The organism is Fibrobacter sp. UWH5 (assembly GCF_900142505.1).
GTDB lineage: Bacteria > Fibrobacterota > Fibrobacteria > Fibrobacterales > Fibrobacteraceae > Fibrobacter.
Window position 1 is genome coordinate 14,513 of record NZ_FRBB01000002.1, and the last position, 25,115, is coordinate 39,627.

The 25,115-nt window shown below is 52.1% G+C and carries 17 protein-coding genes; 13 read left to right on the forward strand and 4 right to left on the reverse strand.

The features are described 5' to 3' along the window. The first annotated feature begins 62 nt into the window (after positions 1-62). Complete coding sequence (locus BUB38_RS02920; protein WP_139258187.1) at positions 63-1,211, forward strand: hypothetical protein; 1,149 nt, start codon at positions 63-65, stop codon at positions 1,209-1,211. 255 nt (positions 1,212-1,466) lie between these two features. Next, positions 1,467-3,311 (forward strand): DNA topoisomerase IV subunit B, encoded by a 1,845-nt coding sequence (locus tag BUB38_RS02925; protein WP_073156822.1) that lies wholly within the window; start codon positions 1,467-1,469, stop codon positions 3,309-3,311. Between the two features lie 110 nt (positions 3,312-3,421). Here BUB38_RS02925 and BUB38_RS02930 read toward each other — a convergent pair whose 3' ends face one another. From BUB38_RS02930 to BUB38_RS02940, 3 genes are read right to left on the reverse strand one after another with little or no spacing between them, the layout of a single operon-like run. Continuing rightward, the gene (locus BUB38_RS02930) at positions 3,422-4,753 is read right to left on the reverse strand and encodes a hemolysin family protein (RefSeq protein WP_073156823.1); all 1,332 of its coding nucleotides are present in this window, start codon (positions 4,751-4,753) and stop codon (positions 3,422-3,424) included. After that, positions 4,753-5,208: an rRNA maturation RNase YbeY gene (gene ybeY / locus BUB38_RS02935; RefSeq protein ID WP_083538114.1), complete on the reverse strand. Its 456-nt coding sequence runs from the start codon at positions 5,206-5,208 to the stop codon at positions 4,753-4,755. Before ybeY ends, BUB38_RS02930 begins: the two co-directional genes overlap by 1 nt. Beyond that, positions 5,208-5,492 carry a hypothetical protein gene (locus tag BUB38_RS02940; RefSeq protein ID WP_073156826.1) on the reverse strand — a complete coding sequence of 95 codons (285 nt, stop codon included), beginning with the start codon at positions 5,490-5,492 and terminating at the stop codon, positions 5,208-5,210. The genes ybeY and BUB38_RS02940 overlap by 1 nt, the downstream gene beginning before the upstream one ends. Before the next feature lie 180 nt (positions 5,493-5,672). On the opposite strand from BUB38_RS02940, the gene BUB38_RS02945 reads away from it, so the two are divergent. The 7 genes from BUB38_RS02945 to pheT all read left to right on the forward strand — a co-directional run bounded on the left by BUB38_RS02945 (position 5,673) and on the right by pheT (position 19,236). Continuing rightward, a complete protein-coding gene (locus BUB38_RS02945) occupies positions 5,673-7,535 on the forward strand; it encodes a FecR family protein (RefSeq protein ID WP_073156828.1) in 1,863 nt (620 codons plus the stop codon). Next, positions 7,535-10,684 (forward strand): right-handed parallel beta-helix repeat-containing protein, encoded by a 3,150-nt coding sequence (locus BUB38_RS02950; RefSeq protein WP_073156831.1) that lies wholly within the window; start codon positions 7,535-7,537, stop codon positions 10,682-10,684. The genes BUB38_RS02945 and BUB38_RS02950 overlap by 1 nt, the downstream gene beginning before the upstream one ends. Positions 10,685-10,867: 183 nt before the next feature. Beyond that, on the forward strand, positions 10,868-12,658 hold the full coding sequence (pyk, locus tag BUB38_RS02955) for a pyruvate kinase (RefSeq protein WP_073156834.1): 1,791 nt from the start codon (positions 10,868-10,870) through the stop codon (positions 12,656-12,658). Between the two features lie 18 nt (positions 12,659-12,676). Continuing rightward, the gene (locus BUB38_RS02960; RefSeq protein ID WP_073156837.1) at positions 12,677-14,344 is read left to right on the forward strand and encodes an NAD(P)/FAD-dependent oxidoreductase; all 1,668 of its coding nucleotides are present in this window, start codon (positions 12,677-12,679) and stop codon (positions 14,342-14,344) included. Positions 14,345-14,425: 81 nt separating this feature from the next. Further along, the gene (locus BUB38_RS02965) at positions 14,426-15,598 is read left to right on the forward strand and encodes an RluA family pseudouridine synthase (protein WP_073156839.1); all 1,173 of its coding nucleotides are present in this window, start codon (positions 14,426-14,428) and stop codon (positions 15,596-15,598) included. Next, the gene (gene hemH / locus BUB38_RS02970) at positions 15,598-16,629 is read left to right on the forward strand and encodes a ferrochelatase (protein WP_073156841.1); all 1,032 of its coding nucleotides are present in this window, start codon (positions 15,598-15,600) and stop codon (positions 16,627-16,629) included. The genes BUB38_RS02965 and hemH overlap by 1 nt, the downstream gene beginning before the upstream one ends. 171 nt (positions 16,630-16,800) lie before the next feature. Beyond that, positions 16,801-19,236 carry a phenylalanine--tRNA ligase subunit beta gene (gene pheT / locus BUB38_RS02975; protein WP_073156844.1) on the forward strand — a complete coding sequence of 812 codons (2,436 nt, stop codon included), beginning with the start codon at positions 16,801-16,803 and terminating at the stop codon, positions 19,234-19,236. Between the two features lie 148 nt (positions 19,237-19,384). Here the strand turns inward: pheT and BUB38_RS02980 are convergent, their stop codons facing one another. After that, positions 19,385-19,765 (reverse strand): hypothetical protein, encoded by a 381-nt coding sequence (locus BUB38_RS02980; protein WP_073156847.1) that lies wholly within the window; start codon positions 19,763-19,765, stop codon positions 19,385-19,387. Between the two features lie 408 nt (positions 19,766-20,173). On the opposite strand from BUB38_RS02980, the gene dnaX reads away from it, so the two are divergent. From dnaX to BUB38_RS03000, 4 genes are all read left to right on the forward strand, one after another. After that, positions 20,174-21,946, forward strand: coding sequence for a DNA polymerase III subunit gamma/tau (gene dnaX, locus BUB38_RS02985; protein ID WP_073156849.1), 1,773 nt, complete (start codon positions 20,174-20,176; stop codon positions 21,944-21,946). 132 nt (positions 21,947-22,078) lie between these two features. Next, positions 22,079-22,387, forward strand: coding sequence for a YbaB/EbfC family nucleoid-associated protein (locus BUB38_RS02990; protein ID WP_073156852.1), 309 nt, complete (start codon positions 22,079-22,081; stop codon positions 22,385-22,387). Between the two features lie 225 nt (positions 22,388-22,612). Beyond that, positions 22,613-24,031, forward strand: coding sequence for a TolC family protein (locus tag BUB38_RS02995; protein WP_073156854.1), 1,419 nt, complete (start codon positions 22,613-22,615; stop codon positions 24,029-24,031). Between the two features lie 17 nt (positions 24,032-24,048). After that, positions 24,049-25,098: an efflux RND transporter periplasmic adaptor subunit gene (locus BUB38_RS03000; protein ID WP_073156857.1), complete on the forward strand. Its 1,050-nt coding sequence runs from the start codon at positions 24,049-24,051 to the stop codon at positions 25,096-25,098. Positions 25,099-25,115 lie beyond the last annotated feature (17 nt).

The window sequence follows — 25,115 nt, forward strand, 5'->3', positions numbered from 1 at the left end:
TTTACAACGGAAAATGCGGCGGAACCATGCGTTCCGTCGTATTTTTATTTACCTTTTGCGGTATGAATAAGAAAATTTTTATCCCCGTCTTTTTTTCTCTTGCCGCATATATTTCCGCAGCAGAGCCTCTCTGCCTTTCTCCTGTAGAAGCCAGTGGCATTTCCGCCGAAACCCAGGCTAGTATTCCTTCCCTTTTCAAGAACTACGTTGACAGCCAGGGCAGCTACCAGATTGTTGCCGAAGGTTGCCAGAAGACAGCCTCCATCAACGTCAGCAAGTTGGGTCAGGCCACCATGGTCAGCGCCAAGATCCAGGATTCCGAAAACAAGCCTGTCTGGAATCACCAGGTCAAGATTCTCAAGGAAGAGAATATGGACAAGGCCCTTGCAAAACTGGCCGAAGTCATGAGTTCCGAAAATCAGGCTGCAGCACCTGCCGTTGAGCCCGCAGTTGAATCCGTCGCCAAGGCAGAACCTGCCGCCGAACCGGTTGCAGAGCCTGTCGCCGAGCCTACCCCCAAACCGGCAGCAGAACCAGTCGCAGCCGCTCCGGCTCCCATGCCCGTAGCAAAGGCCCCCGCAAAACAGCCCGCCGCACAGCCTGTTGCAGCACCGGCTCCCGCAGTTTATGAAGCAGCTCCGGCCGCAGAACCTGCACCCGCCAAAAAGCCTCGCATTCCCAATCTCTACTTCGGTGTCGGTCTCGGTCTGACCAAGTTCATCGGTGACGAAATCAACGCATTCACCGATTACGAACCCCTGACCTCCTACGATTTCTTCTTTGCGTACGATTCCAAGTACACAATCACCATGCTGACCCTCAACATCAGCCACAAGGTCAATACAGTCGACAGAAATAACAAGGTTAACAACGGCGATTACTACTACTATAATTACGATAAGTACGAAGACATCACTACAGACTATATCGCCTGGGGTTTCTCTTTCTACTACCCCATCCTCTCTGGTCCGATTGCCCCCTACATTGGCGTGGGTATGTCTGCAACAACCTTTGACATCGATTACGAATACAACAGCGATGAAATCCGCGACAACGGCCTCCAGGCTCACATTGGTGGCGGCATCCTACTGAATCGTAACAGACGTCTCAACACCTGGATTCATGGTGAATACTTCTTTAACACCTATGAACCCATTAACCACACTTTCCATGGTTTCAGCCTGCTCATGAGAGTTTCTCTGGGCGTCTAACCCACAAGGTCAAATTTTTATGGAAAAGGCTTGGCCCAGGGCCAGGCCTTTTTTTTGCGACAAGGAACTGCTCTTTTGAACAGTTTCCATTTCGTTTTTACTATATTGTCGACCGAAAAGTTCGCAGGGGCAGAACTATCTTGACACTAAAGTGTCAGCGAAAAAGTTTATCTTTGTGAAAAATTTTGAAATAGACATTTTGAAATAGACATTTTGAACTGATTTTTTAACCTTAAACGTTCTGATTTAAAGATTATGGCAGCAGCAAAGTATACAGACGACAGCATTAGAACACTGGAATGGAACGAACACATCCGCGAACGTCCGGGTATGTACATCGGCAAGCTGGGCGATGGCCAGAGCCCCGATGACGGTATCTACGTTCTCGTCAAGGAAATTATCGACAACTCCATCGACGAATTCGTCATGGGCGCCGGTAAAAAGATCATTATCGACATTGAAGATCACTCCGCCCACATCCGCGACTTCGGCCGCGGCATCCCCCTGGGCAAGGTCATCGACTGCGTCAGCAAGATCAATACCGGTGGTAAGTACGATTCCGACGCCTTCCAGAAGTCTGTAGGTATGAACGGCGTGGGTACCAAGGCTGTAAACGCCCTCTCTACCAAGTTCATCGTCAAGAGCTACCGCGATGGCCGCGTCAAGGAAGCAGAATTCAGCAAGGGTGTGCTTGTCCGCGAAGAAAAGGAAAAGGACACCACCGAAAAGAACGGTACCGAAATTTTCTTCGAACCGGACGCCAATATTTTCAAGAACTTCAGATTCCTTCCCGCCTACATGGAAGAAAAGGTCTGGAACTATGCCTACCTGAACAACGGTCTTTCCCTCATCATGAACGGCAAGACCTACGTCAGCCCCAACGGCCTCCTGGATTTGCTCCAGAAGCACGTAGACGATTCTATCCGTTATCCGGTGGCCCATTTCAAGCAGTCCGACATTGAGATCGCCTTTACCCATGGCAACCAGTATGGCGAACATTATTACAGTTTCGTGAACGGCCAGTATACCACCCAGGGCGGTACCCATCAGCAGGCTTTCCGCGAAGGTATCGTCAAGGGCGCCCGCGACTTCTTCAAGAAGGATCTGGATCCGTCTGACGTCCGCAACTGCATTATCGGCGCCATTTCTGTGCGTATCCAGGAACCGGTGTTCGAATCCCAGACCAAGACCAAACTGGGCAGCACCACCGTTTCTCCGGGAGGCGCTCAGCTCCGTACCTGGATCGTGGATTACGTTTCCAAGGAACTGGACAACTACCTCCATAAGAATCCCGAAACCGCAAAGGCCCTTCAGGATCGCATTACCCAGAACGAACGCGAACGCAAGGAAATTGCAGGTATCAAGAAATTGGCCAACGAACGCGCCAAGAAGGCAAGCCTGCACAACAAGAAGCTTCGCGACTGCAAGGTCCACCTGACCGACGTGAAGAACGCACTGAACAAGGAATCCATGATCTTTATCACCGAAGGTGACTCTGCATCCGGTTCCATCACCAAGGCTCGCAACGTGCAGACCCAGGCCGTGTTCAGTCTCCGCGGTAAGCCCTTGAACTGTTTCGGACTTACCAAGAAGGTGGTTTACGAAAACGAGGAATTCAACCTGCTCCAGAGCGCTCTGGATATCGAAAATGGCCTTGAAGACTTGCGTTACGACAAGGTGATTATCGCAACCGATGCCGATGTGGACGGTATGCATATCCGCCTGCTGCTCATGACCTTCTTCCTGCAGTTCTTCCCGGAACTGGTAGAACAGAAGCACCTGTTCATCTTGCAGACTCCGCTGTTCCGCGTGCGTAACAAGAACGTGACCAAGTACTGCTATGACGAAGCCGAACGCGACAAGGCCGCCAAGGAAATCGGCAAGACAGGTCTGGAAATCACCCGATTCAAAGGTCTGGGCGAAATCAGCCCCGAAGAATTCGGGCAGTTCATTGGCGACCAGATGCGTCTGGAAACCGTGATTCTCCCGCCGGACGCCAACTTCGGCAAGATGTTGGCCTATTACATGGGAAACAACACTCCCCAGCGCCAGGACCACATCGTGACGAACCTCCGTGCTGAAGCGGTTGACGAACTTTAACCTAGATCGTCAGACGAAACAGACCGCGAATTTAACGCAAGGAAGCCCGCTTCGGCGGGCTTCTTTTTTAGGTTTGCGGGACTCGATCTGCGTCCCCAAATCAAACAAAATCAAGTGACGCGGAAGGCCTGCGTACGGGGACCGGACTTGGGCTTGTTCTTGCCGGGCTGGATCATGAGAACCTTTTCCATGCGGTTGCCTTCCATCTTGAGCACACGGAAGGTGTAGCCCTTGATGACCACTTCGGCGCCAGGAGAGGGAATGATTCCGAGGGTTGCCTGGATCAGGCCGGAAAGGGTTTCCACATGGGAATTTTCCGGAGCTTCCAGTTCCACGCCCAGTTCGTATTCCAGGTCGGACAGGGTCATCAGCGGATCCAGGATGTAGCGGCCGTCCTTCAGTTTCTGGACGTCCTGTTCCTCATCCACGTCGTCTTCGTCGCGGATTTCGCCAACGATTTCTTCAAGGATGTCTTCCAGGGTTACAAGGCCCGCGGTTCCACCATATTCGTCGACCACAATGGCCAGCTGGTTACCGGTCTTTCGCAGGTCGGTCAGCATGTCGTCAATTTTCTTGTGGTAGGGCACGAATACCGGCGGCATCACCAACTTCATGATGTCGAAAGTTTCGGTTTCGTGATGTTCGGTGTACCACTGCAAAAAATCGCGGTTAGAAAGGATACCTACGATGTTGTCGACTGTTTCCTTATACACCGGCAAGCGGGAATGGCGTTCGGTGTTCAGCACCTTCACCAAATCTTCCAGGCTGGTATCGGCATCGATGGCGCACATGTCCACGCGGGGAGTCATGATTTCGCGAACCGGAGTTTCCACAAAGTCGAAGATGTTCAGAATCATCTGACGTTCTTCTTTTTCCAGACCTTCGCCATCGTCGCCCTGGACGTCAGACAAGTCGGCCTGAACAGCGTCGCGGCGTTCTTCGGGCAAGAAGCTGAGTTTGGAATCGTAACCCATGACCTTCAAGATCTTGACAAACATCCAGTGGCAGATTTTTGCGGGTACCGCAAAGGGCAGGCGGATCCACTTGAACAGAGGGATCAGCACAATGGCCAAGGTGTCGGGTTTCAGGTTTCCGAGAACGTTGGCGCAGAAAACCGTAAGGGTATAAATGCAGATGCAGGCCACCACCATATAGGCCAGGAACGCAAGAATCCAGAAGTCCTTTGCCCAGGGGAGCATCTCGAACAGATAGAATCCCAGGACACCGCTACCCACATTGCAGAAGATTCGGCCAATGGAAATGGTCTCGTTGAATCCGCCCAGTTCCACCAGGGCGGCCACCTTCTCTTCACGGCCTTCGCGGTCCTTGGCATCACGCTTGGCGTAAATGCCACTGAACACAGCCTTGATTAACGAGAAAGAGAAGGAAACAAAAAGGAAAAGGATTAAAAAAACAATCGCCCAACTTTCAGGAGATTCCATCAGTCCTTCTCCTTGTAGGGGTCAAGTCCAAGAAATTCGCACTCGCGGGCGCGCATCACCTTGCGGTCGGCAGCCTTGATGTGGTCGTAACCGGACAGGTGCAAAAGGCCGTGAACAATGACACGCTTCAGTTCGGCGTAGAAAGTGTTGCCGTACTCCGGAGCCTGTCTGCGGACCTGTTCCTGGGCGATGTAGATTTCACCCAGCATTTCGGGTTCACCGGGGAACTCGGCATGCCATTCAAAGGAGAGCACGTCGGTCACCTTGTCCAGACCGCGGTAATTCTTGTTCATTTCGCGGACGAATTCGTCGGAACACATGACGATATTGACGTCCTTCTCCTTGCCTTCTTCGGCCAGGAGTTTGCGAGCCATCTTTTCAAACTTGTCCTGATAAGGGAACTTCTCGATGTCGCCTTCGGTAAGAAAGTCGATGTTATAACTAGCAGGGTCCATTAGATGTTGTACCACTTCTTGAGAACTTCGATGATAGCTTCAGCCTGGGCCTTGCCGGTAATCTTGAACTTACCCTGGGCCTTGAAGTTTCCGTTCATCTTGCGATAACGACGGAGGCTAACCTTAGGTTCACCGAATTCACCGGTCTTGGGATCCTTTTCCTGATAGTGGAACATGACGGTCGGCCATGCGCCCTTGGAGAGGATCTCCTTGCCCAATTCCTTGATGACTTCTTCGCCAGAGTCTTCGTCGCTGAATGCAACGGTCAGTTCTTCAACTTCCATAGTGCTATCCTTTTATGAAATACTTCTATATATATAGCTTTTTTCGCCAAAAGAGCAAATCTCCAAGGGGTTTTAGTCCACGGAATACATCAAACTTTTATTTTTGATACAAAAAGGAATCTTCCCCTAAAGCTATATTTGCCCCAAAAGACATGAAGACCCCTTTGAACGAGAGGCAATATGTGTTCACGCTATTCTAGAGTTATCGCGATATTCCTGGCCCTTCTGGTAGCCAACTCCTTCGCCGCCAAGTCCGCCTCGGGCAAGGTCCGTTCCCGCATTGGCGAAGTAACGACCCAAAAGGAAGGCAAGGGAGACTGGAAAGACCTTAATGTTGGAAACAAGGTCAACCAGAGCGACTTGATCCGTACCCTGCTGGAATCCCAGGCAATCATCGCCCTCCCCGACGGAAGTAACTTTTCCATCGAAGAGAATTCCCTGGTGTCCATGACCGAAGTGATGACAGACGACGGGAAGAATTACATCACCGCCGAAATCAAGTCGGGCAAGATTAAGTTCGACGTCCAGAAACAGAATGGCGGAAGTCATTTCAAGTTCAAGACGGGCACTGCCACGGCAGCTATCCGAGGAACCTACGGTCTGACAGGACTTAGCGAACGCCAGACACCCATTGCAGCCCTGATTTTTGGTAAGATGGACATGTTCATGGGAACTCAGGCCGTATCCATCCACGAAAATCAAGCCATTGTCACCCACCGCGACAAGTTGGTCGTCATTGACCTGAGCGTAGGAGCCGACGCCGATTTCCTGGACAAGATTGACAGCCTGGCAGGCGACTCCACCATCACGGAAGAGGAACTGCTCAAGAAAGCCGGCGAACTGGACAAGCTCCGTGCAGAAGCCCTGAAAAAATTGAAGGATGGCGTGCGTTGCGAATTCGAGGCTCTGCCGGACACCATCCGCGAAAACTCCGTAAAAATCCAGGGCCAGTGCACCCAGGGCATCAAGGTCGGTATCGGCGGCGAAATGCAGAACTCCGACGAAGGCTCCGTCACCTTCACCCCGGAATGGTCTCCGAAACAGCAAGGTCCGAAGAAATTTACAGTCACCTGCCAAGTGGGAAAGACCAGCTTTGACTGCGGAAACTTGGCCACTTACTATGTCAGTTCCGCCCCCAGGGATTCTGTGGCAGGCCACGAGCCCTTGACTCTCATCACCAGTTCTCCCCTTACCGTTAGCGATCCGTCTGCGACCATCATCGAAGGAAGATTTGATCCGTCCGACCCCAATGCCACCCTTACGGTAACCCACGATGGCAAGGTTTCTGACAACCTGCTCCTGCGCAATCCCGATGGACACTTGCGTTACAACCTATCCATCAAGGACTCCTGGAAAAACTGGAACAGCGAACTGGTGGAAGTGGAATACAATTCTGAAAAATACGGAACCGAAAAGGCAACACTCAAGCTGGCCATCAAGAAGAACAGCAAGACCATCAATACAATTTCTCCAACCATCGGCATCACAAGGACCGATTCCCTCAAGTGCTTTATCAAGTTAAATATCAAGGATACTGAAGGTGACCAGGTCATACTGACCCCCTATGTAGATGGAGTCAAGGGCATCGACCAGATTTACGGAAACTCCGGTGAATACACCTTGAAGACCACCAAGGGCATCCACAACTACAGCTTTACTGCAGAAGACCTGGCAGGCAACACAAGCAAGGCTAGCAAGACCTTGGGATGTTTCCCCAAGACTAATGCCACCCTGGATGTCGAAGGACCGAAGAAGATCCGCCTCCGCGTTCCGCGCCCGCCCCAGAACCACACCAATCGTTTTTACCAGATGATCCGTTTCAAGGTTAACGGGCTGCCCGAAAACAATCCCCAGTTTATCAAGCGCATTGTCATTAGCCAGTCCGGCGAAAAGGATGACGTTCTCACCGAAACCGATTTTCATGGAACAGCTTTTGACAGGCAGGTAGGAATCATCCGAGGAAAGACTACCGAAATCAAGATCAAGGTATTCCTGAAGAGCGGAGAGACCTTGAACGCAACTAAGATTTACGAGGTTCGCTAATGAAACACGTTCTTATTACAGCAATCGCGTTAACAGCAAGCCTTTCCTCTGCACAAACTGAACTTCAGGCAGAAGCTCAAGCCGCAGCCCAGACAGAACAGACCCCAGCACAGAAGTCCCCCATTCTTCGGGGCACCGCCATTAGCGGAAACATCCGCGGTTTTCTGCGAGCAAGCGAATCCCCTTATCTTGTCACTGGAGACTTGCTTGTAGACAAGGCTTCGGCCCTGGTCATCGAACCCGGAGTCATCCTCCAGTTCACTCCCGGTTCCAAGCTGAAAGTCGAAGGTCAGATTGTGGCTGCAGGCATCAGCACCGAAGCAGTCGTTTTCAAATCCGCAGCCAGGACACCCAAGGCCGGCGATTGGAAGGGCATCACAATTTCTGGCGAAAACGGATCCGAGTTGCGTAACGCAGTCATTACCGATGCAGAAAACGGAGTCGTCATTGAAAACACAGGGCTGAACCTCCACGGAAGTTCTATCAAGAACAGTACAGGTCGCGGTCTTTATATCCGTAACGGCAAGGCAGAAATCACGGACTGCGAATTTACCGACAACCAGGGTGCAGCCCTCCATGTATCCAACTACGGCGAGGCCTCCCTGGACAACGTTGTCTTCAAGAAGAACACCGTAGCCATCTACAATTCCAATCTGGGATACATTGATGCTAGCGGAACCACCATCCAGGAAAACGGCTATGGTATTCTGGATATGGGCAACAGCCATCTGACCCTGAAAAATTCCGACATATCGAAAAATACCGTGGGAGCAAGCGCCGCTGACGTTCTCGACAATTCCGTTTCAGAAAGCATTTCCGGCAACGCCAACGATTTTACGGTAGATTCCAGAACTGTTGCAGGAGCCCTTTCCGAAGACCCCCAGATTTTCGGAATCAAGAAACGTATTACCGACCCCGACGAAAAGATCGGAAACCTGATCAAGTCCCGCGAAAAGGAATCCGCCCTGCAGGATTCTACCGCAAAGTCCTGGAACATCATCGGTAACGTCATGCTGGGCGGAAACTACCACCATGTCATCACCGGCAAGTCCTACGAAAATACATTCCAGGTTCCGGGATTCGGTGCTGAAGCCAGCGCCTACTTGCTGATGCAGTCTCCAGACGGTCGAACCATCGAATTTAACGCAGACCTCTCTGCAGACTCCTGGAGTCACTTCTCACCAAACCCGGTCACCCTCTCCTACACAGACCAAGTCAACCATTTAGTTCTAGGTGACTTCCAGAAAAGTCAGGGGGACATCTACATGTCAAACCTACCCATCTTCGGTGTAGGCTACACCATGTCGCTCCTCAGAAACAACGCAGACATGCCCCTCTTTGAACTGGGCGGTTTCTTTGGCGAAGCCCGCCGCCCTTACGCCTGGAATGACCGTCACCCCCTTATTTACAAAGAATACATTGAAGATGGAGAACTCCAGGCCCAGCGTCTTGCCTACGGAGCCTCCTTCAAGTGGGCGCCCGTACGCCGTTTCGACGCCACCGTGGGAATCATTTACGCCAACGACGAAATGGAAGACCCGCTGCTCCGCGACGGTTCCAGCAGAAGTACCGGCGAACCGATGCAGACTTCCTTCACCATGTACGCCGACGGAAACTGGCTATTCTATCCTGGAGACATTGAACTGAATGGCTCTGTGGCCGTAGGTCGCGCAGACACCGCCGACGTCGCCAAGGAACGCGCAGCAAACAAGGTATTTAGCGAAGCAGGACTGAACGTAAGTTCCATGGGAACTCTCCGTCAGCTTATGAACAACGAATCCCGAATTCGCACCCTCAGCGACCAGGAACTCTACAACATTTTCGGAGACAACACCACCCTCACCCGCAGCCAGATGCGCGACTCCTTGCGCACCCTCATTCGCGATGCGAAACTTGCCAAGCGTGAAGAAGACAGCGATATCGAAGACAGCCGCGTTATGGGCCTCAACTGGGGCAGTCAGAATTTCGCCATCGGCGCTTCTCTTGACTGGAGCATCTACAAGACAACTATCTCGGCTCACGTCAAGTATGTAGGCGAAGACTTCTACAGCGCAGGTTCCCCAGACCAGCTTTCCGACACCCGCGAATTCGGCGGCCGCATTGAACAGGAAATCCGAGATTACTGGACTCTTGGTTTCGCCTACCAGATTAACGTAGAGAACGCAGCCAACCACGGAAACACCAACCTATTCGGCCTTGGTGAAGGAACCCGTTGGGGATTCTTTGACGAGGCATCCGACAGTTGGCAGGAAGAACATGAACTGGATAACGACAGAACCAAGTACATCCAGAATTTCTCTCTAGAAAACACATTCAAGATCTCAAACAACATTTCTACAAGACTGAATTACAATCTTGAATACCGCACTCAATATCGTCCCTACCAGTTGCAGGTGAACCAGTTCTACAAGGACGGAGTTTTCCTAGACGATTGGTTTGCACCTCGCAAGGGAAAGAAAACTATTGAACTGACCGACAACGAAAATTCCACAACCGTAGACGCAGAACGTTGGGCTCAGTACACCGGCTATGCCATTGAAGACTACCTGGCCTCCAATTTCCAGGAAAGAATTTTCAGACATACCTGGGCAGCAGATGTATCCCTGAAACAGGGTAAATCCATTGTCAAGGTGGGTGGAGTCCTCTCTATCAGATCTGACTATTCCAAATTCTACAAGGATAGCCTTGCCAACTTGCTGGACCTCGCTGATTCTACCTGGGGCAAGATGGGTTATTACTTCGGCGGCGCCGATTATCTGGAACACACATATCCCCTTTCATGGACTCTGGAAACAGACCTTCTCCAGAACAGCCTAATTGTCCGCCCCCGCTTCAAGAACTATACTCGCGACGAAATGAAGGAATCCGAAATCAATGTCGACGAAGAAATGACGATTCCCCTCATGAACAAGTTCCTGACGCTTGGCATCAACGGAGAATTCCGCTACCTGCTTACCACCTGGGAAGACGATGGCGAACAGGATGAAACAGAAATGGATATTCTTGGTGGTCTGAACGTAAAGGTGAACCACACCAAGCACTGGAGCAGCGAATGGTTTGCCGGCACGGCCATGTATCTGCGTCCCGATAGCAAGCGCGATGAATACACCGACATCTACGGCGGTATCCGCGTGAACTACATTTTTTAATACGGTAAGCGTAAAAGTACCGCATACGGTAAAGAAAGAACATTGAGAGGCGAGGCTTATGCCCCGCCTTTTTCATACATTTTTAGTACGTTCACTTTTACCCTTTGGGAAGGTGTTAAAAATTTTTATCATTGGCGCCGAAAATTAATAGTTTGATTTCTGACGAAAAAAAAGAGGCGAAAAATGTTCACCCACAAGACGAAAATTGTATGCTCCATGGGCCCCACCACCAAGGATGACGAGGTTGTCTCCCGCCTGATTATCGCAGGCATGAACGTGGCCCGATTCAATTTCTCCCACGGCTCCCACGAATCCCACAAGGATGCCATGGACAGGGTGAAGCGCGTTTCTGCCAACCTCAAGCGACCCATCGCCTTGATGTTGGACACCAAGGGTCCCGAAATCCGCACCGGCAATACCGAGGGTGATGCCGTCATCCAGTTCAACAAGGGCGACAAAGTTTGGGTAACCGTCGACGACACCCTCACCAAGGGCGCCACAGAAAACGAACCGGCAAAGCTGAGCCTTTCCTGGAAGGAATTGCCCCAGAAGATTGAACCCGGCCACCGCATCCTTATTGCCGACGGCCTCCTGGAACTAGACGTAGAAGAAACGGACGGCTTTACCGTCAAGTGCGTCGCCAAGAATTCCGCAGCCATCGGAAGCAAGAAGAACGTGAACCTGATCGGTCTTCACGCCGGCCTTCCCATCATGAGCGAACAGGACAAGAACGACATCAAGTTCGGTGCCGAACAGGACGTAGACTTTATCGCCGCCTCTTTCGTAAGCTACGCCAGCGAAGTCCAGGAAATCCGTCGCTATCTGGATAGTCTCAATTCCAAGGCAAAGATTATCGCCAAGATTGAAAACGAAGAAGGTCTGAACAACATCCGCGAAATTGCCGCCACGGCTGACGGCATCATGATTGCCCGCGGTGACCTTGGCGTTCAGCTGCCCACCGAAAAAATTCCTCTGGCCCAGAAGCACATCATCCGCGTCTGCCGCCAGCTGGGCAAGCCCGTCATTACAGCCACCCAGATGCTGGACTCCATGATTCAGCACCCCCGCCCCACCCGTGCGGAATTGACCGACGTGGCTAACGCTATTTTCGACGGTACCGACGCCGTGATGCTCTCCGGCGAAACCGCCAACGGTCTCTACCCCATCGAAGCGGTAGAAACTCTGGTCCGCGTTGCAGTTACCGTAGAATATTCTCCCGAATACTACAAGAAGATGCGGGAATCCTTCGAAATGGATCTGCAGGGCGACATGAGCCGCATCGTTTCCCAGAACGCCTACCAGACCGCCCGCGAAGTGAACGCCGCTGCCCTCATCACGCCGACGCTTACCGGAAACACCGCCCGCATGATCAGCATGTTCCGTCCCAGTCAGCCGATCCTTGCTGTAACTCCCTTCGCACAGGTCAAGCGCCAGCTCCTCTTGAACTGGGGCGTATTCCCTCTGTTTGCCGAAGAAGTAAACGACTCCGATTCCATGGTGCAGAACGCTATCAAGAGCGCCTACGACGCAGGAGCCGTCCACATTTCCGACCGCATCGTCATGGCTTCCGGCTACCCCATTAGCGCACAAATTGTGAACACCATCCGAGTCCTCCACGTGGGTAACGAACTGGTGAAGGGCGAACAGGGCGGCTGCGCCTCTGCAGATATTGCCCGCGCCAACGGCCGTATCCTTCGCGCAAAGACCCCCACCGAAGCCTACATGCTTCTGCGTCGCGACAGCAACGAAATCTTGCTGTGCAACACTCTGACCGAAGAATACATTCCCGTACTCCGAGACGTTCGCGGCGTAATTGTAGACGGCGAAAGCAGAATTCCTGCAGAAACCTTGCCTCTGATCAACCCCCGCCTGGTATGGCTCGCCCTGGCCAAGGGTGCCTTCAACGCTCTGGAAAGCGGCATGGCCGTCACCATCGACGGAAAACGTCTTGTGGTTTACGAAGGTACGCTGTAAATTTCTACCTTTGGGTTGATGTATACCTACCGCTACAGAGAACTTTCCGTCGCCCTCGCCAAAAAGGGTGAGTACCGAGCCGCTTTGGCCCGGGAATTGCGAATCCATCCCGAAGAAATCTTCAATCTGGAAGTGGAACGTTTTTCTCTGGATAGCCGCCGTAAGGGAGACCCAAAGTGGTCTTACAATGTCATTTTTGAAGTAAAGCGCCAGTTGCGAGCCACGGGCAATCACGCCAAGGGTTTGGTGGCCGCCACACGAGAAACCGAATCCCTGGAAAATGATCCCCAACGCAACACCGTTCCCATGGCAGGCCATGTGGATGTGATCGGCGCAGGTCCCAGCGGATTGTGGGCAGCCCTACACTTGCTTCGCAAGGGTTTTTCTGTGGACCTCTACGAACAAGGCAAACTGGTAGAAGAACGTTTTAGGGATATCCGCCGTTTCTTTGTAGACCGAAAATTCAATGCATACAGCAACGTGCTCTATGGCGAAGGTGGCGCAGGTGCCTTCAGTGATGGAAAACTGAACACCCGCAGTCGCAACCTGTTTTCTGAAGCGGTACTAAAGGACATGGTATCCTTCGGCGTCGATGAATCCGTAGTCACCTTTGCAAAGCCCCACATCGGCACGGACCGACTGGTTTTGATGTTACGTCAGCTTCGCGCCGAAATCGCACGACTGGGCGGCAAGATTCATTACAGCACCACCCTGGAAGATATTGAAATCAAGGACGGACGGATTTGCAGCATCAAGCTGCGGGACGTGTCCCGCCGTAATTTGGGAGAAGTTCCTTCTGCAGACTTCGCAGAAATCTGCCCCAGCCATTGGCAGCCTTGCGAGGCACTGGTTCTCGCCGTAGGCCATTCTGCACGTCACATTTACGAGATGCTCCATGCTCGCGGAGTCTCTCTCGAAAGCAAGGCGTTCGCCATGGGCGTTCGCGTAGAACACCCGCAGATGCTTATCAACATGCGCCAGCTGGGTCGCGACATTGATACTAAACTTACCGGTTCCGCAGAATATTTTTTGGCAACGCCGACCTTGAACAAGACCAGTTCCGCCTACAGTTTCTGCATGTGCCCCGGTGGTGTCCTGGTGCCCTGCGCTTCAGAACCCGGCACTCTCGCCACCAACGGCATGAGCTACAGCCATCGAAACGGTCCTTTGGCCAACGGCGCCATCGCAGTTCCTATTACACCGGGTGCAGAAGGTTTCGATATCAAGACTGCCGGCACCCTCTTTGGCGGTCTTGACCTGCAGCGCAAAATTGAAGCCGACGCCTACGCAGTTGGCGGTAAGAACTACGCCGCTCCCGCCCAGACCATCAAGAACTTTTTGGCAAAACGCGTCGACAAGAATCTGCCCAAGACCACATACCCCTGCGGCCTGGTAAACAGCAATATGTGGGATTGGATGGACAAGACCATCTGCGCTTCCCTGGCAGAAGGCTTCCAGAATTTTGACAAGAAGATTCCAGGCTTTATTGAAGAAGGTTTGATTGTGGCGCCGGAAACTCGAACCAGTTCTCCCCTCCGCATCACCCGCAATAACGAAACTTTAGAAAGCGTCAACACCAAGGGTCTTTACGTTCTTGGTGAAGGTGCCGGCTACTCCGGTGGAATCGTCACCAGCGCCGCCGATGGCATCCGCCTAGCCCACTACGCAAAAAGAAGTAAACAGTAGACAGTGGTTAGTAGACAGTAGAAAGGAATTCACCATCCACTAATCACCAATCACTAACCACTAATCACTAACCACTAAAACATGATAACTCGCCAGATTGACCGCAACTTCGCAAATATGCGTCTCGACCGATTCCTCCGCAAGGCTTTCCCCGAGGAATCCCTCTCCGTATTCTTCTCCGTCATCCGCAAGAAGAAAGTCCGCGTCAATGGCGTGGTCGCCAAGGCAAACCAGATGCTCCAGGAAGGCGATCTGGTAAACATCTATGAAAACTTCAAGTCCGTTTCCGAAGAAGAAAAGGACATGAGCCGCGCCCAGTCCGCACAGATCAAGGCCGAAGTAGAAGCCGCCTACGAGGCAGGCGAATCCAACATCATTTCCTTCCCCGGTGCAGCGGGTTCCGCAGCAGGCGCAAACCGCGACAAATCTGCGGTCACAGGCTTCGCCAAGAACAAATCCACCTGGGGCAAGAACATGTCTGGCGCCGAGAAGCAGTCCAACTGGGGCGCTCAGGAACTGGACATCGTCATCCAGACCGAAGATTATCTGATCGTGAACAAGCCCTCGGGATTGGCAAGCCAGCCCGGTTCCGGCACCAAGCCCGGCGAAAGCCTGGTGGAATACCTGTGGGAATGGGGCCGCAAGGAAGATCTGGACTTCAAGCCCACCATCGCCCACCGACTGGACCAGGAAACTTCCGGCATGATCATGGTGGCCCTCCACGGCGACACCCTCCGCGAACTTACCCGCATGATCCGCGAACACGAAGTAGACAAGTATTACTTCGCCCTGGTCAAGGGCAACCTTTCCAAGGACCGCGGCACCATCAGCGAAAAACTGACCCGCACCGACGCCGCCAAGGGTAGCAAGATGAAAGTTGGCGAAGACTCCAAGGACGCCAAGGAGGCCGTCACCCATTACCGCGTCAAGCAGCATTACATCGGTTTCGACCTGGTTAAGATTAAATTGGAAACCGGTCGTATGCACCAGATTCGCGCCCATTTCGCAAGCATCGGTCACCCCCTGCTGGGCGACTCCCGCTACGGCGACTTCGCCCTGAATCGCGAAATCAAGAAGCAGCTGGGCCTGCACCGTCTATTCCTCCACAGTTGCCGTCTGGAATTCGACTGGCAGGGCGAAAAGAAAGTTTTCGATTGCCCCCTGCCCAAGGAACTGCAATCTGTTCTAGACCAGCTGAAGCGCAAGCCCTACGAACGCAAGGAAAACAACTTCCAGCAGAGCCGCCGCAGGTAATGTCAACCGCTCTTCTTCTGGTTCAATTAGGCTCCCCCGCCAATCTTGATGTCGATGACATCGAGACTTATCTCCATCAGTTTCTTGGAGACTGGCATACCATAGGCAAGAAGAGCTTATTTTGGAAGCTGCTATTAAAGTTCGTCATTTTGCCAAAGGGCAAATTTTCTAGTTACGACAAATACCTTCAGATGTTTAACAGCAACGATTTCAAGGAAATGCCGCTGGTAACGTACTCTGAAGAATTTCTGACGGCACTCCGCAGGAAATTCGTCGCATCGGACGCACTGGAACAGCACAAGGTTGAAGACTACGTCACAATCCGTCTCGCCTATCAATACGGCTGTACTCCATCCATTAGCGAAACCCTAAAGCAACTTGAAAAAGACGGTGTCGACACAGTTCACATGCTGCCTTTGTACCCGCAGCGATCTGGCGTTACCACACAGGCAGCCATCGACAACGTATTGGACTGTGCCAGGAAAATCAAGTTCAAGGGGAAGATTTTATCTGCCACAGGTTTCTGCCAAAACGAAGCCTGGGCCCGAGAAGTGGCAAAAACCATTAGCGAGCAAATCGAAGAGGAAGACACCCTTCTTGTGTCATTCCATTCGATCCAAAGTTGGCGTGTAGAAAACGCAAGCGACCCTTACCGCAGCGACTGCGAACAAAGTTTCAAGAGCATTTGCCAAAGCCTCGCAGAAATTGCAGGCGACAAATTCAGCGGAGAAGCCCACCTGGTTTATCAAAGTAAGTACAAGCCCGGCAAGCTCCCCTCTGGAAAGTGGTTGGGGCCATCACTGGCAGAGACTTTGCAGCAGCTGGGCGAACAAAACAAACCCGTCGTTGTGGTAAGCCCGGCCTTTACCGCCGACAACCTGGAAACCATCTACGAAATTGACGACGAGGCGTCTCAGATCTATTACAGTGCTGGCGGTCCTCGACTCAAGCGTATTCCTTGCCTAAATGCAAACCCCGACTGGATTACTGCATTCGTCGAAGAAATCCTGCCCGCATTAAAGTTCGCCTAGGTCCAGCCCCAAAGAGTCTCCAACGCTGTCAAAACGCATTTTAACACCCCGGTCCCAAGACCGAGGCTTTTATTATTTCTAAATTGTCCCGCGTAATTTATGGGCTGCACAAGAGCCTGCTGTCTTTAAAAAAGATTGCAGTACAGGATGCAGTTAAAAAAGGAATAAAAGATGAAAGTTTCTTTAAGTTGGCTGAAGCGTCACGTGGATCTGCCGGAATCTGTGGCAGAAATCGAAAAGGCATTGACTTCCATCGGTTTGGAAGTTGAAGGCATCGAAGAACCGGGTAAGGTTTACGACAAGCTGGTGGTGGCAAAGGTCCTCACCTGCGAAAACCATCCGGACAGCGATCACCTCCACATCACCACAGTCGACAACGGCAAGGAAGTTGTTCAGGTGGTTTGCGGCGCACCTAACGTTGCAGCAGGCCAGACCGTAGTTCTCGCTCCTATCGGTGCAGAACTTCCCATGAGCGACGGTTCCGTCCTCAAGATGAAGAAGTCCAAGATTCGCGGCGTAGAAAGCTTCGGCATGATTTGCGCTGAAGACGAAATCGGCCTTTCCGACGACCACGGTGGCATCATGGTTCTGGACGACTCCATCCCCGCCGGCACTCCTTTCGTAAGCCTGGGCATGTACGACGTCTGCTTCGAACTGAACGTCACCCCCAACCGCCCCGACGCACTTTGCCACCGCGGTGTCGCCCGCGAACTGGCAGCCAAGTTTAACCGCCCCCTGAAGCCCCTCTCCTACAACCTGGTAGAAGAAGCCGACGCAGCCTCCTCCGCTGTTTCCGTGGAAGTTATCCCCGGTTGCGGTTGCTCCCGCTATACCGCCCGCGTCATCAAGGGCGTTGAAGTCAAGCAGAGCCCCAGCTGGCTGGCTAAACTCCTCCACACCGTCGGCATGAACTCCATCAACAACGTTGTGGACGTTACCAACTTTATTCTCATGGACGTAGGTCAGCCCCTCCATAGCTTTGACATGGACCAGCTGAAGGGTTCCATGATCAAGGTCCGTCGCGCTGTGAAGGGCGAAAAGATCCAGACCATCGACCACACCGACCACGAACTGACCGAAGCTGAACTGGTCATTTGCGATGGCGACCGTCCCGTAGCCGTAGCCGGCACCATGGGCGGCGTAGAATCCGAAATTGTGGACACCACCAAGAACGTTCTCTTGGAAAGCGCCTACTTCAACCCCACCATCGTCCGTAAGCAGGCAAAGCGTCTGGGCATCGGCTCCGACTCCAGCTACCGCTTCGAACGTGGCATCGACACCACCACCCAGGACGAATACAGCAAGTACGCTTGCGCCATGATCCAGGAAGTGGCTGGCGGCAAGGTTCTGAAGGGTTGCGTGGAATACACCGGCGAAGACCACCAGAAGGAACTGACCAAGATCGACCTCCGTGTTTCCCGCGTTGCAAAGATCATCGGCATGGACATCGCTGCCGACGTGATCCGCAAGCACCTCACCAGCATCAACCTGAAGCTGGCTGCAGAGAACGGCGAAACCATGACCTTCGAAATTCCGGGTAACCGTCCGGACCTGGAACGCGAAGTTGACCTTATTGAAGAAGTGGCACGTCTCGTAGGCTTCGACAACATTCCTTACAGCCTGCCCAAGTTCACCATGCAGCCCAACGAACTGCCGGCTGTGGAACAGATGAACCGCAAGATCCGCAGAACTCTGAGTGCCATGGGTCTCCATGAATGCTTGAACTTGCGCTTTACCAGCAAGGCTCGTACCGAGGCTCTCTTCGGCACCGACGCTTCTGACCGTCGTGCAAACCCCGCAGCACTTCTGAACCCGCTGTCCGAAGAACTGGGCGTCGTTCCCACTTCTCTGTTGCCCAACCTGCTGAAGAACGTTGCAGAAAACGAAAAGAACCGTCCGGGCTCCGTTCGCTTATTCGAAGTGGCCAAGGGTCAGTTCAAGCGAGAACGTGCCGACGTCCGCGACAACGGCTTTGACGAATCCAACCTCATCGCCCTTACCGTTGCTGGTGCATTCGACGTGAACCCGCTGAACGACAAGCCCGCTCAGATTGACTTTGCCGCCTTCAAGGGTCTGGTCCAGTCTTTCTTCAAGCGCTGCGGTCTCGTTGTCGAATTCCGCGTTCCCGAAAAGTTGGAAGCCTTTATGCATCCGGGCAAGCAGACCGAAATCGTCTGCGGCAAGACCGTTCTCGGCACCATGGGCGCCCTGCATCCGTCTGTAGCCAAGTCCTTCGAAATCGGTTACGAAACCTATGTGATGGAAGCTAACCTGGACAAGATGATTGAAGAAAGCCACAAGAAGATTATCTTCCAGGCCTTCAGTCGTCAGGTTCCTTCTACCCGCGATATCTCCCTGGAAGTGGCAAAGAGCCTCACCCACGAAGAAATCGTCGCCCGCATCAAGGGTCTCAATCCCAAGAACCTTGCCAAGATTTCCCTCAAGAGTATCTACGAAGGTGAAAAGATTGAAGCCGGCAAGAAGAACATGGTCTATAGTCTGACCTACCAGACCATGGACCGCACCTTGACCGACGACGAAGTGAACAAGGCCCACAACAAGCTCCGCGACAAGCTGGTTGCTAACGGCGACATCGTTCTGAGATAGCGGAAAGCGAAAAGGTCAAAGCGTAAAGAGAAACTTTAACCTTTAGGCTTCAGGCTTCAAAAAAGATTGAACATCAAAAAATCCCCGCAGTCCAACTGCGAGGATTTTTCCTTTATACTTTAACCTTTAAACTATAAGCTCTAAGCTATCAAACTCCCAGGGCGTCCTTCACCTGGCCAATAAAGGCCTTTTCTTCGGGAGAAATGTTGCTTGCGTTTCCGTCTTCGTTAGAAGCTTCTGCCACGCGGATCATGGCGTTCAGCACAGCACGCTTAAATTCTTCGGACTCACCCTTGATGGCTGCCACACAGGCATCAATACGATCCTTGGCGTTGCGGAACTTGCCATAGGTGTTATTGAAATCGTCCCAACTTACGTTCGGAGTCAGTTCGTCATGAATCTTGTCCAGTTCATCGCTTTCGGCTTCAGTTGCAGAGGCGGAACCCGGCAAAAGTTTTTCGGTTTCAGTTTCATGAAAAAGGCAAGCCACCTGCCAGGAAAGGATCAAAAGAGCAAGATTCGGATTCATTAGTACCTCGTTTGTTTTTGCTAAAGATACAATAAAATAGTGAACAGCGAAGGGCGAACAGTGAATAGTGAAAAGGATTTATGAGATATGGCTTTGACGAGTGTTTGCGTTTGTCATTCCGAACTTGTTTCGGAATCTCATGAGTGCATAAGACCCTGAACGTCCTCAGGGTGACTCTAGGCGCCTCCGGCGCGATTATAATAACTCATAACTCGTATCTGATAACTCATATCTCACCCCTCACTTCTAGCACCTCATACCAGTTGTCTGAAACCTGGAGTCTGAAACCTAAAAAGCGAGCCCCGCGAGCGACCTAACAACCTCAAAGGAGCCGCAGGCTCCATCCTCCCCCCTTAATCTGTCCCCTTTAAACTTTACCCTTTAAACTATTTTACTATATTCCAGCCCATGGCATACGTAGCAATGGCCCGTAAGTGGCGTCCGCAATCTTTCTCCGACATGGTCGGTCAGGAACACATCGCAAAAACCCTTCAGAATGCAATTGAAGGGGGCCGTCTTCACCACGCCTTCCTGTTTACCGGAACCCGCGGCGTCGGTAAGACCACCAGTGCCCGTATCCTCGCCCGTACTCTGAACTGCACCGGCGGCGACCCGCTCCACCCCTGTGGCGAATGCCCCAGCTGTAAGGACTTTGCCGGCGGCAATCCCATGGATATTTTCGAAATCGACGCCGCTTCCAATACCGGTGTGGACAATATCCGCGACGTGATCGAACGTGTGCAGTACCCGCCTGTTATCGGCAAGTACAAGATTTTTATCATCGACGAAGTCCACATGCTTTCTACCGGTGCCTTCAACGCCTTGCTGAAGACTCTTGAAGAACCGCCTGAACATGTAATCTTTATCTTCGCCACCACCGAAGTCAACAAGGTGCCCCAGACTATTCTTAGCCGCGTGCAGCGTTTTGACTTCAAGCGCCTTTCTGTAGAACAGGTCCGCAGCCGTCTGCGCTACATTTGCGAACAGGAAAACATCAACGCCTCCGACGAAACTCTTGACGTGTTCGCCGAAAAGGCAGACGGTTCCATGCGTGACGGCCTCACCTATTTCGATCAGGCCTACGCCTTTACCGGCAGCGAAATGACCGCCGAAGCCGTACGCAGCGTTCTGGGCATTCCCCCTGTAGAACTGTTCTTCACGCTGATTAATGCCATCGAAAGCCACGACCTCAAGGCCTGCTTCCATATGGTCGATGACGCCTGCAAGCGCGGTATCGAATTTACTCCCCTGCTGGATGGTTTCGGCAAGTTCCTCCGTAACCTGCTGTACTCCCGTCTGGACGCCTTTACCGCCGACGCCCTGAACGTCTCCGACGAAATGTACTCCAAGTACAAGAGCGCCGTTCCCGGCCTTGGCAACGTAGACATCCTCCGCATTTCCAAGATGCTGATCGACCTCCAGGGTACACTGCGTTACAGCACCAACCCCCGCCTTCTGGTAGAAACAACATTCGCCCGAATGGCATGGCTCGACAGAATCGTCGACTTGAGGCGAGCTCTTGCCGCCATCAACGATCCCGCAAACGCCTCGGCCAGTGCTGACCAAGAGGCGCTAAAAAAAAAAGTAACTGATGTCCAGAATATGCTGGACGCCCAGGAAGAAGCCAAGGCACTCCAGCAAGCCGCAGAAAATCCCTTTGCCGCCATGGAAAGGGGCATCTCTGGAGGTTACTACGGCGACGTCTACAGCCGCTACGAAGTGGCTGCCGCCTGGGGTTCCATCAGAAACCGCATCAACGATGACGGAGACTTCGCCTTTTCTGTGGCCCTCAACGATTCCGTGCTTGAAACGGGCAACATCCAGGAAACCCCCTTCCCCATCGCCCTGACTTATGTAGGCGACGCCGGTAAAGACGCCTGGGGCCCCAAGCAGATGGAAGAACACCCGGAATACCTGGAACGTCTAAAGCAGATTCTGGAAAATTGCCTACAGACCCCGGTTGCACTCTCCGTGAAGACCCGTGCCCTCAACGCCCAGGAACTTCACCAACGAATGCAGGCCCAGATGTCCCCCTATGAACTGGATATCCAGAAGGAGCCGGGCCTCCAACGCCTCAAGGAACTTTTCAATGCGGAACTAATCTATTCCCGCAAGAGCAAGCGCCAGGTTACCGTGCAACAGACCGAAGAAGACCTCGAAATGGCGGAGCAGGACAACTAAAAAAAAACTATGTTTGCCCAAATTTTTCGTCTTTTTGTATAAAATCAGCATATTTTAACTGCGAACATTTATAAAAAAAAGAAAAAAGTCAATTTAGACACGCATTTTTGAACATAAGAAAGGAATAATACTATGGACATGAGCAAAATGTTGAGAGACCTTCAGAAGATGCAGAGCAAGATGATGAAGGCCCAGAGCGATCTTAAAGCCCAGAGTTTCGAAGCAGAAGCCGGTGGTGGTATGGTCAAGATCGCCATGAACGGTAAGGGCGTGGTCACCATGATCAAGATCAACCCGGATGCCGTAGACAAGGACGACGTGGAAGCCCTGGAAGACCTGCTCATGGCTGCCATCAACTCCGCTGTCAAGAAAAAAGATGAAGCCACCCAGTCCAGCATTTCCGACATTACAGGCGGCATGAAAATCCCCGGTTTGATGTAATTTTTCCATCTTTTTTACCTCATTTACAACCATTTTTGAGGAAAAAAGAGCCAAAAATATTTTACATTTTATGTAAAAGAACCCCCTAAAAAAGGGGGTTCTTTCATTTTTTTCTTCATTCATACGCCAAAATGGCCCGTTCATACAGACCCTAGGGAAAAAAGCCCTTGAATCACCCCCTCATTTTCCTAAATTTGGCACGTAAAAAAATTAAACAGGAGAATTATGTCTAAGCAACTTGCTATTTCGGCCACAATGGCTGTGACAATTGCCCTAAGCATGGCCGCTCAGACGTTCGCAGGACAGGTATATACCCGCGAAGAAGCTATCAAGGTGGCCCTTGAAAACTCATCCGATGTAAAATCTGCAGAAGAAAGCCTGAAAAAGACTCAGTCCGCAGTTAGCGAAGGCTACGGCAATGCATACCCCAGCATCGATCTCTCTGCCAAAGTGACCCGAATTTTCGGCCTGGATGACGTCAAGGCAAGTTCAGATATGTCCGATGCCATGAAGGGAATGGCACAAAACCCCGATTACGGCGCCCCCTCTGCCTATGATATGGCTGCCGCAGGCGGCATTGACGGACTTGTTTCCGCCATGAAAGCTCAAGGATACCGTTGGCAGTCCAGTTTGGGCATCACCGCCACCCAGATTCTTTACGCCGGCGGCAAGGTGGGTACCGGTATTGAAATTGCCAAGACAGCAAAGCTCGCCAGCGAAATCACCCTCGAAAAGACCAAGAATGACGTCCGCGCCCAGGTTGATGAAGCCTTCAACACCGTCATTTTCCTGGATAGTTCCGTTGCCGTCACCGAAGAGACCATGGAACTCCTCCAGAACGCCGTGGATTTGGCCACTCAGGCATACCAGAGCGGCCTCGGTACAGAACTGGACGTTGTCCGCGCCCAGCTGGAACTGGATGGCCTCAAGTCGGGTATCGAGGGCCTCAAGAAGACTCAGATCGTGGCACGCAACGGCATTCTCAACATCATGGGCCTCCCCTATGATCCCGAAGTAAAGTTCACTGGTGAATTCCGCGACCCCGAAAAGACCCCTATGCCGGACCTTTCCATGGAAGGTGTCAAGAAGCGCCGCAAGGAACTGGCTCAGCTTGCCGCCAAGGAAGAAATCGACACCAAGTTGGTTGACATCGAAGAAGGCAGTTTCAAGCCTACCGTTGTACTTGTGGGCGGTGTAGAATATTCAAACAAGCAGAATGAATTCTACAAGTGGGATGCACCTAACTGGGACAAGAACATCAACAAGTATATCGCTCTTGCCGTCACCATGAACCTCTTCAATGGTAAGCAGACCACCGAAAAGGTTGCCCAGGCAAAATCCGACTTGCGTTCCACCCAGATTCTCAAGGACCAGGCAGAACGCGGATTCCGCCTGCAGATTGAATCCTGCCTCAGCACCCTCGGAAACGCACGTCAGCAAATCGACATGAAGAAACGTTCCGTAGAGCTGGCACAAAAAAATTACGATCTAACCGACGCAGCTTTTAAAGTTGGCCGAGAAACCCAGATAAACCTGCTTACCGCATTGGTAAGCCTGCGTAAGGCAAAGCTGGAATACTTCGAAGCCCTCAAGAACTGGAACTCCGCATACGAAGCTCTGCTCCAGGCAACCGGTGAATATTAAGAGAAAAGAGGAAGAAAATGAACAAGACCGTTAAGACAATCGTAACTCTCATGGCAGCCTCCCTGCTTTTCGCCGGCTGCGACCTCAAAAAGGATGAAAAGGAAAACAAGCCCAAGGTTGCAACCATCGAAGAAATCCAGAAGCAGAATGGCAAGCCCGCTCGCGTCGTAAAGGCAACCAAGGCCAAGCTTACCGACGTGCGCAAGTTCAGTGGCACCATCGAAGGCATGCAGCAGACTTACGCCATTTCCAAGATGAACGATCCTCTCGCCGCAATCAACGTAAAGGTCGGCAGCAACGTCACAAAGGATCAGGTTCTCGCAGAATACGTACGTTCCGCAGACAACACCCAGTTGGAACAGACCAAGGAACAGATCGCCCTCCTGGAAAAGGCAACCGAACGTATGCGCGATCTCCACGCCAAGGGCGGCATCACTCAGCAGGATATGGATTCCCAGGAACTGCAGCTGAAGATCGCCAAGATGAACTTGGAAACTTTGGAACGTGCAAACAAGATTTTGGCACCTTCTTCCGGTGTCGTTACCGAAATGAAGTTCCAGGTGGGACAGGTTCCGGGACAGGGTACATTCTGCACCATCGCAAAGCTGGACCAGGTCATCCTGAAGCTGAACATTACCAGCCAGGACATCGGTCTTTTCAAGAAGGGCGCTGCAGCAACTGTCACCCTCGCCGACGGCAAGAAGGTGAAGGGTAAGGTGACCACTATTCCTCTGGCTGCCAATCCCCAGACCCGCTTCTTCCCTGTTGAAGTTACTTTCGATAACAAGAACAAGAAGCTCCTCCCCGGCATGTACATTACAGCGGACATGGACATGCAGCAGGTTAGCGGCGTAGTCGTTCCTGCCGAAGCAATCGTTTACCGCAACGGTCTTAACACAGTATGGACTGTTGATGGCGAAGGTAACGCCAAGCGCAAGATTGTGCAGGTTGGCGTTCAGGCAAACGGAGATGTCCAGATTGTAGATGGACTTAGCGATGGCGACGTCGTGATGGTCGAAGGTCAGTCCAAGATGAACGACGGCGACAAGGTTCTCATCGTAGAATAATCCCGGGAGACTTTTTG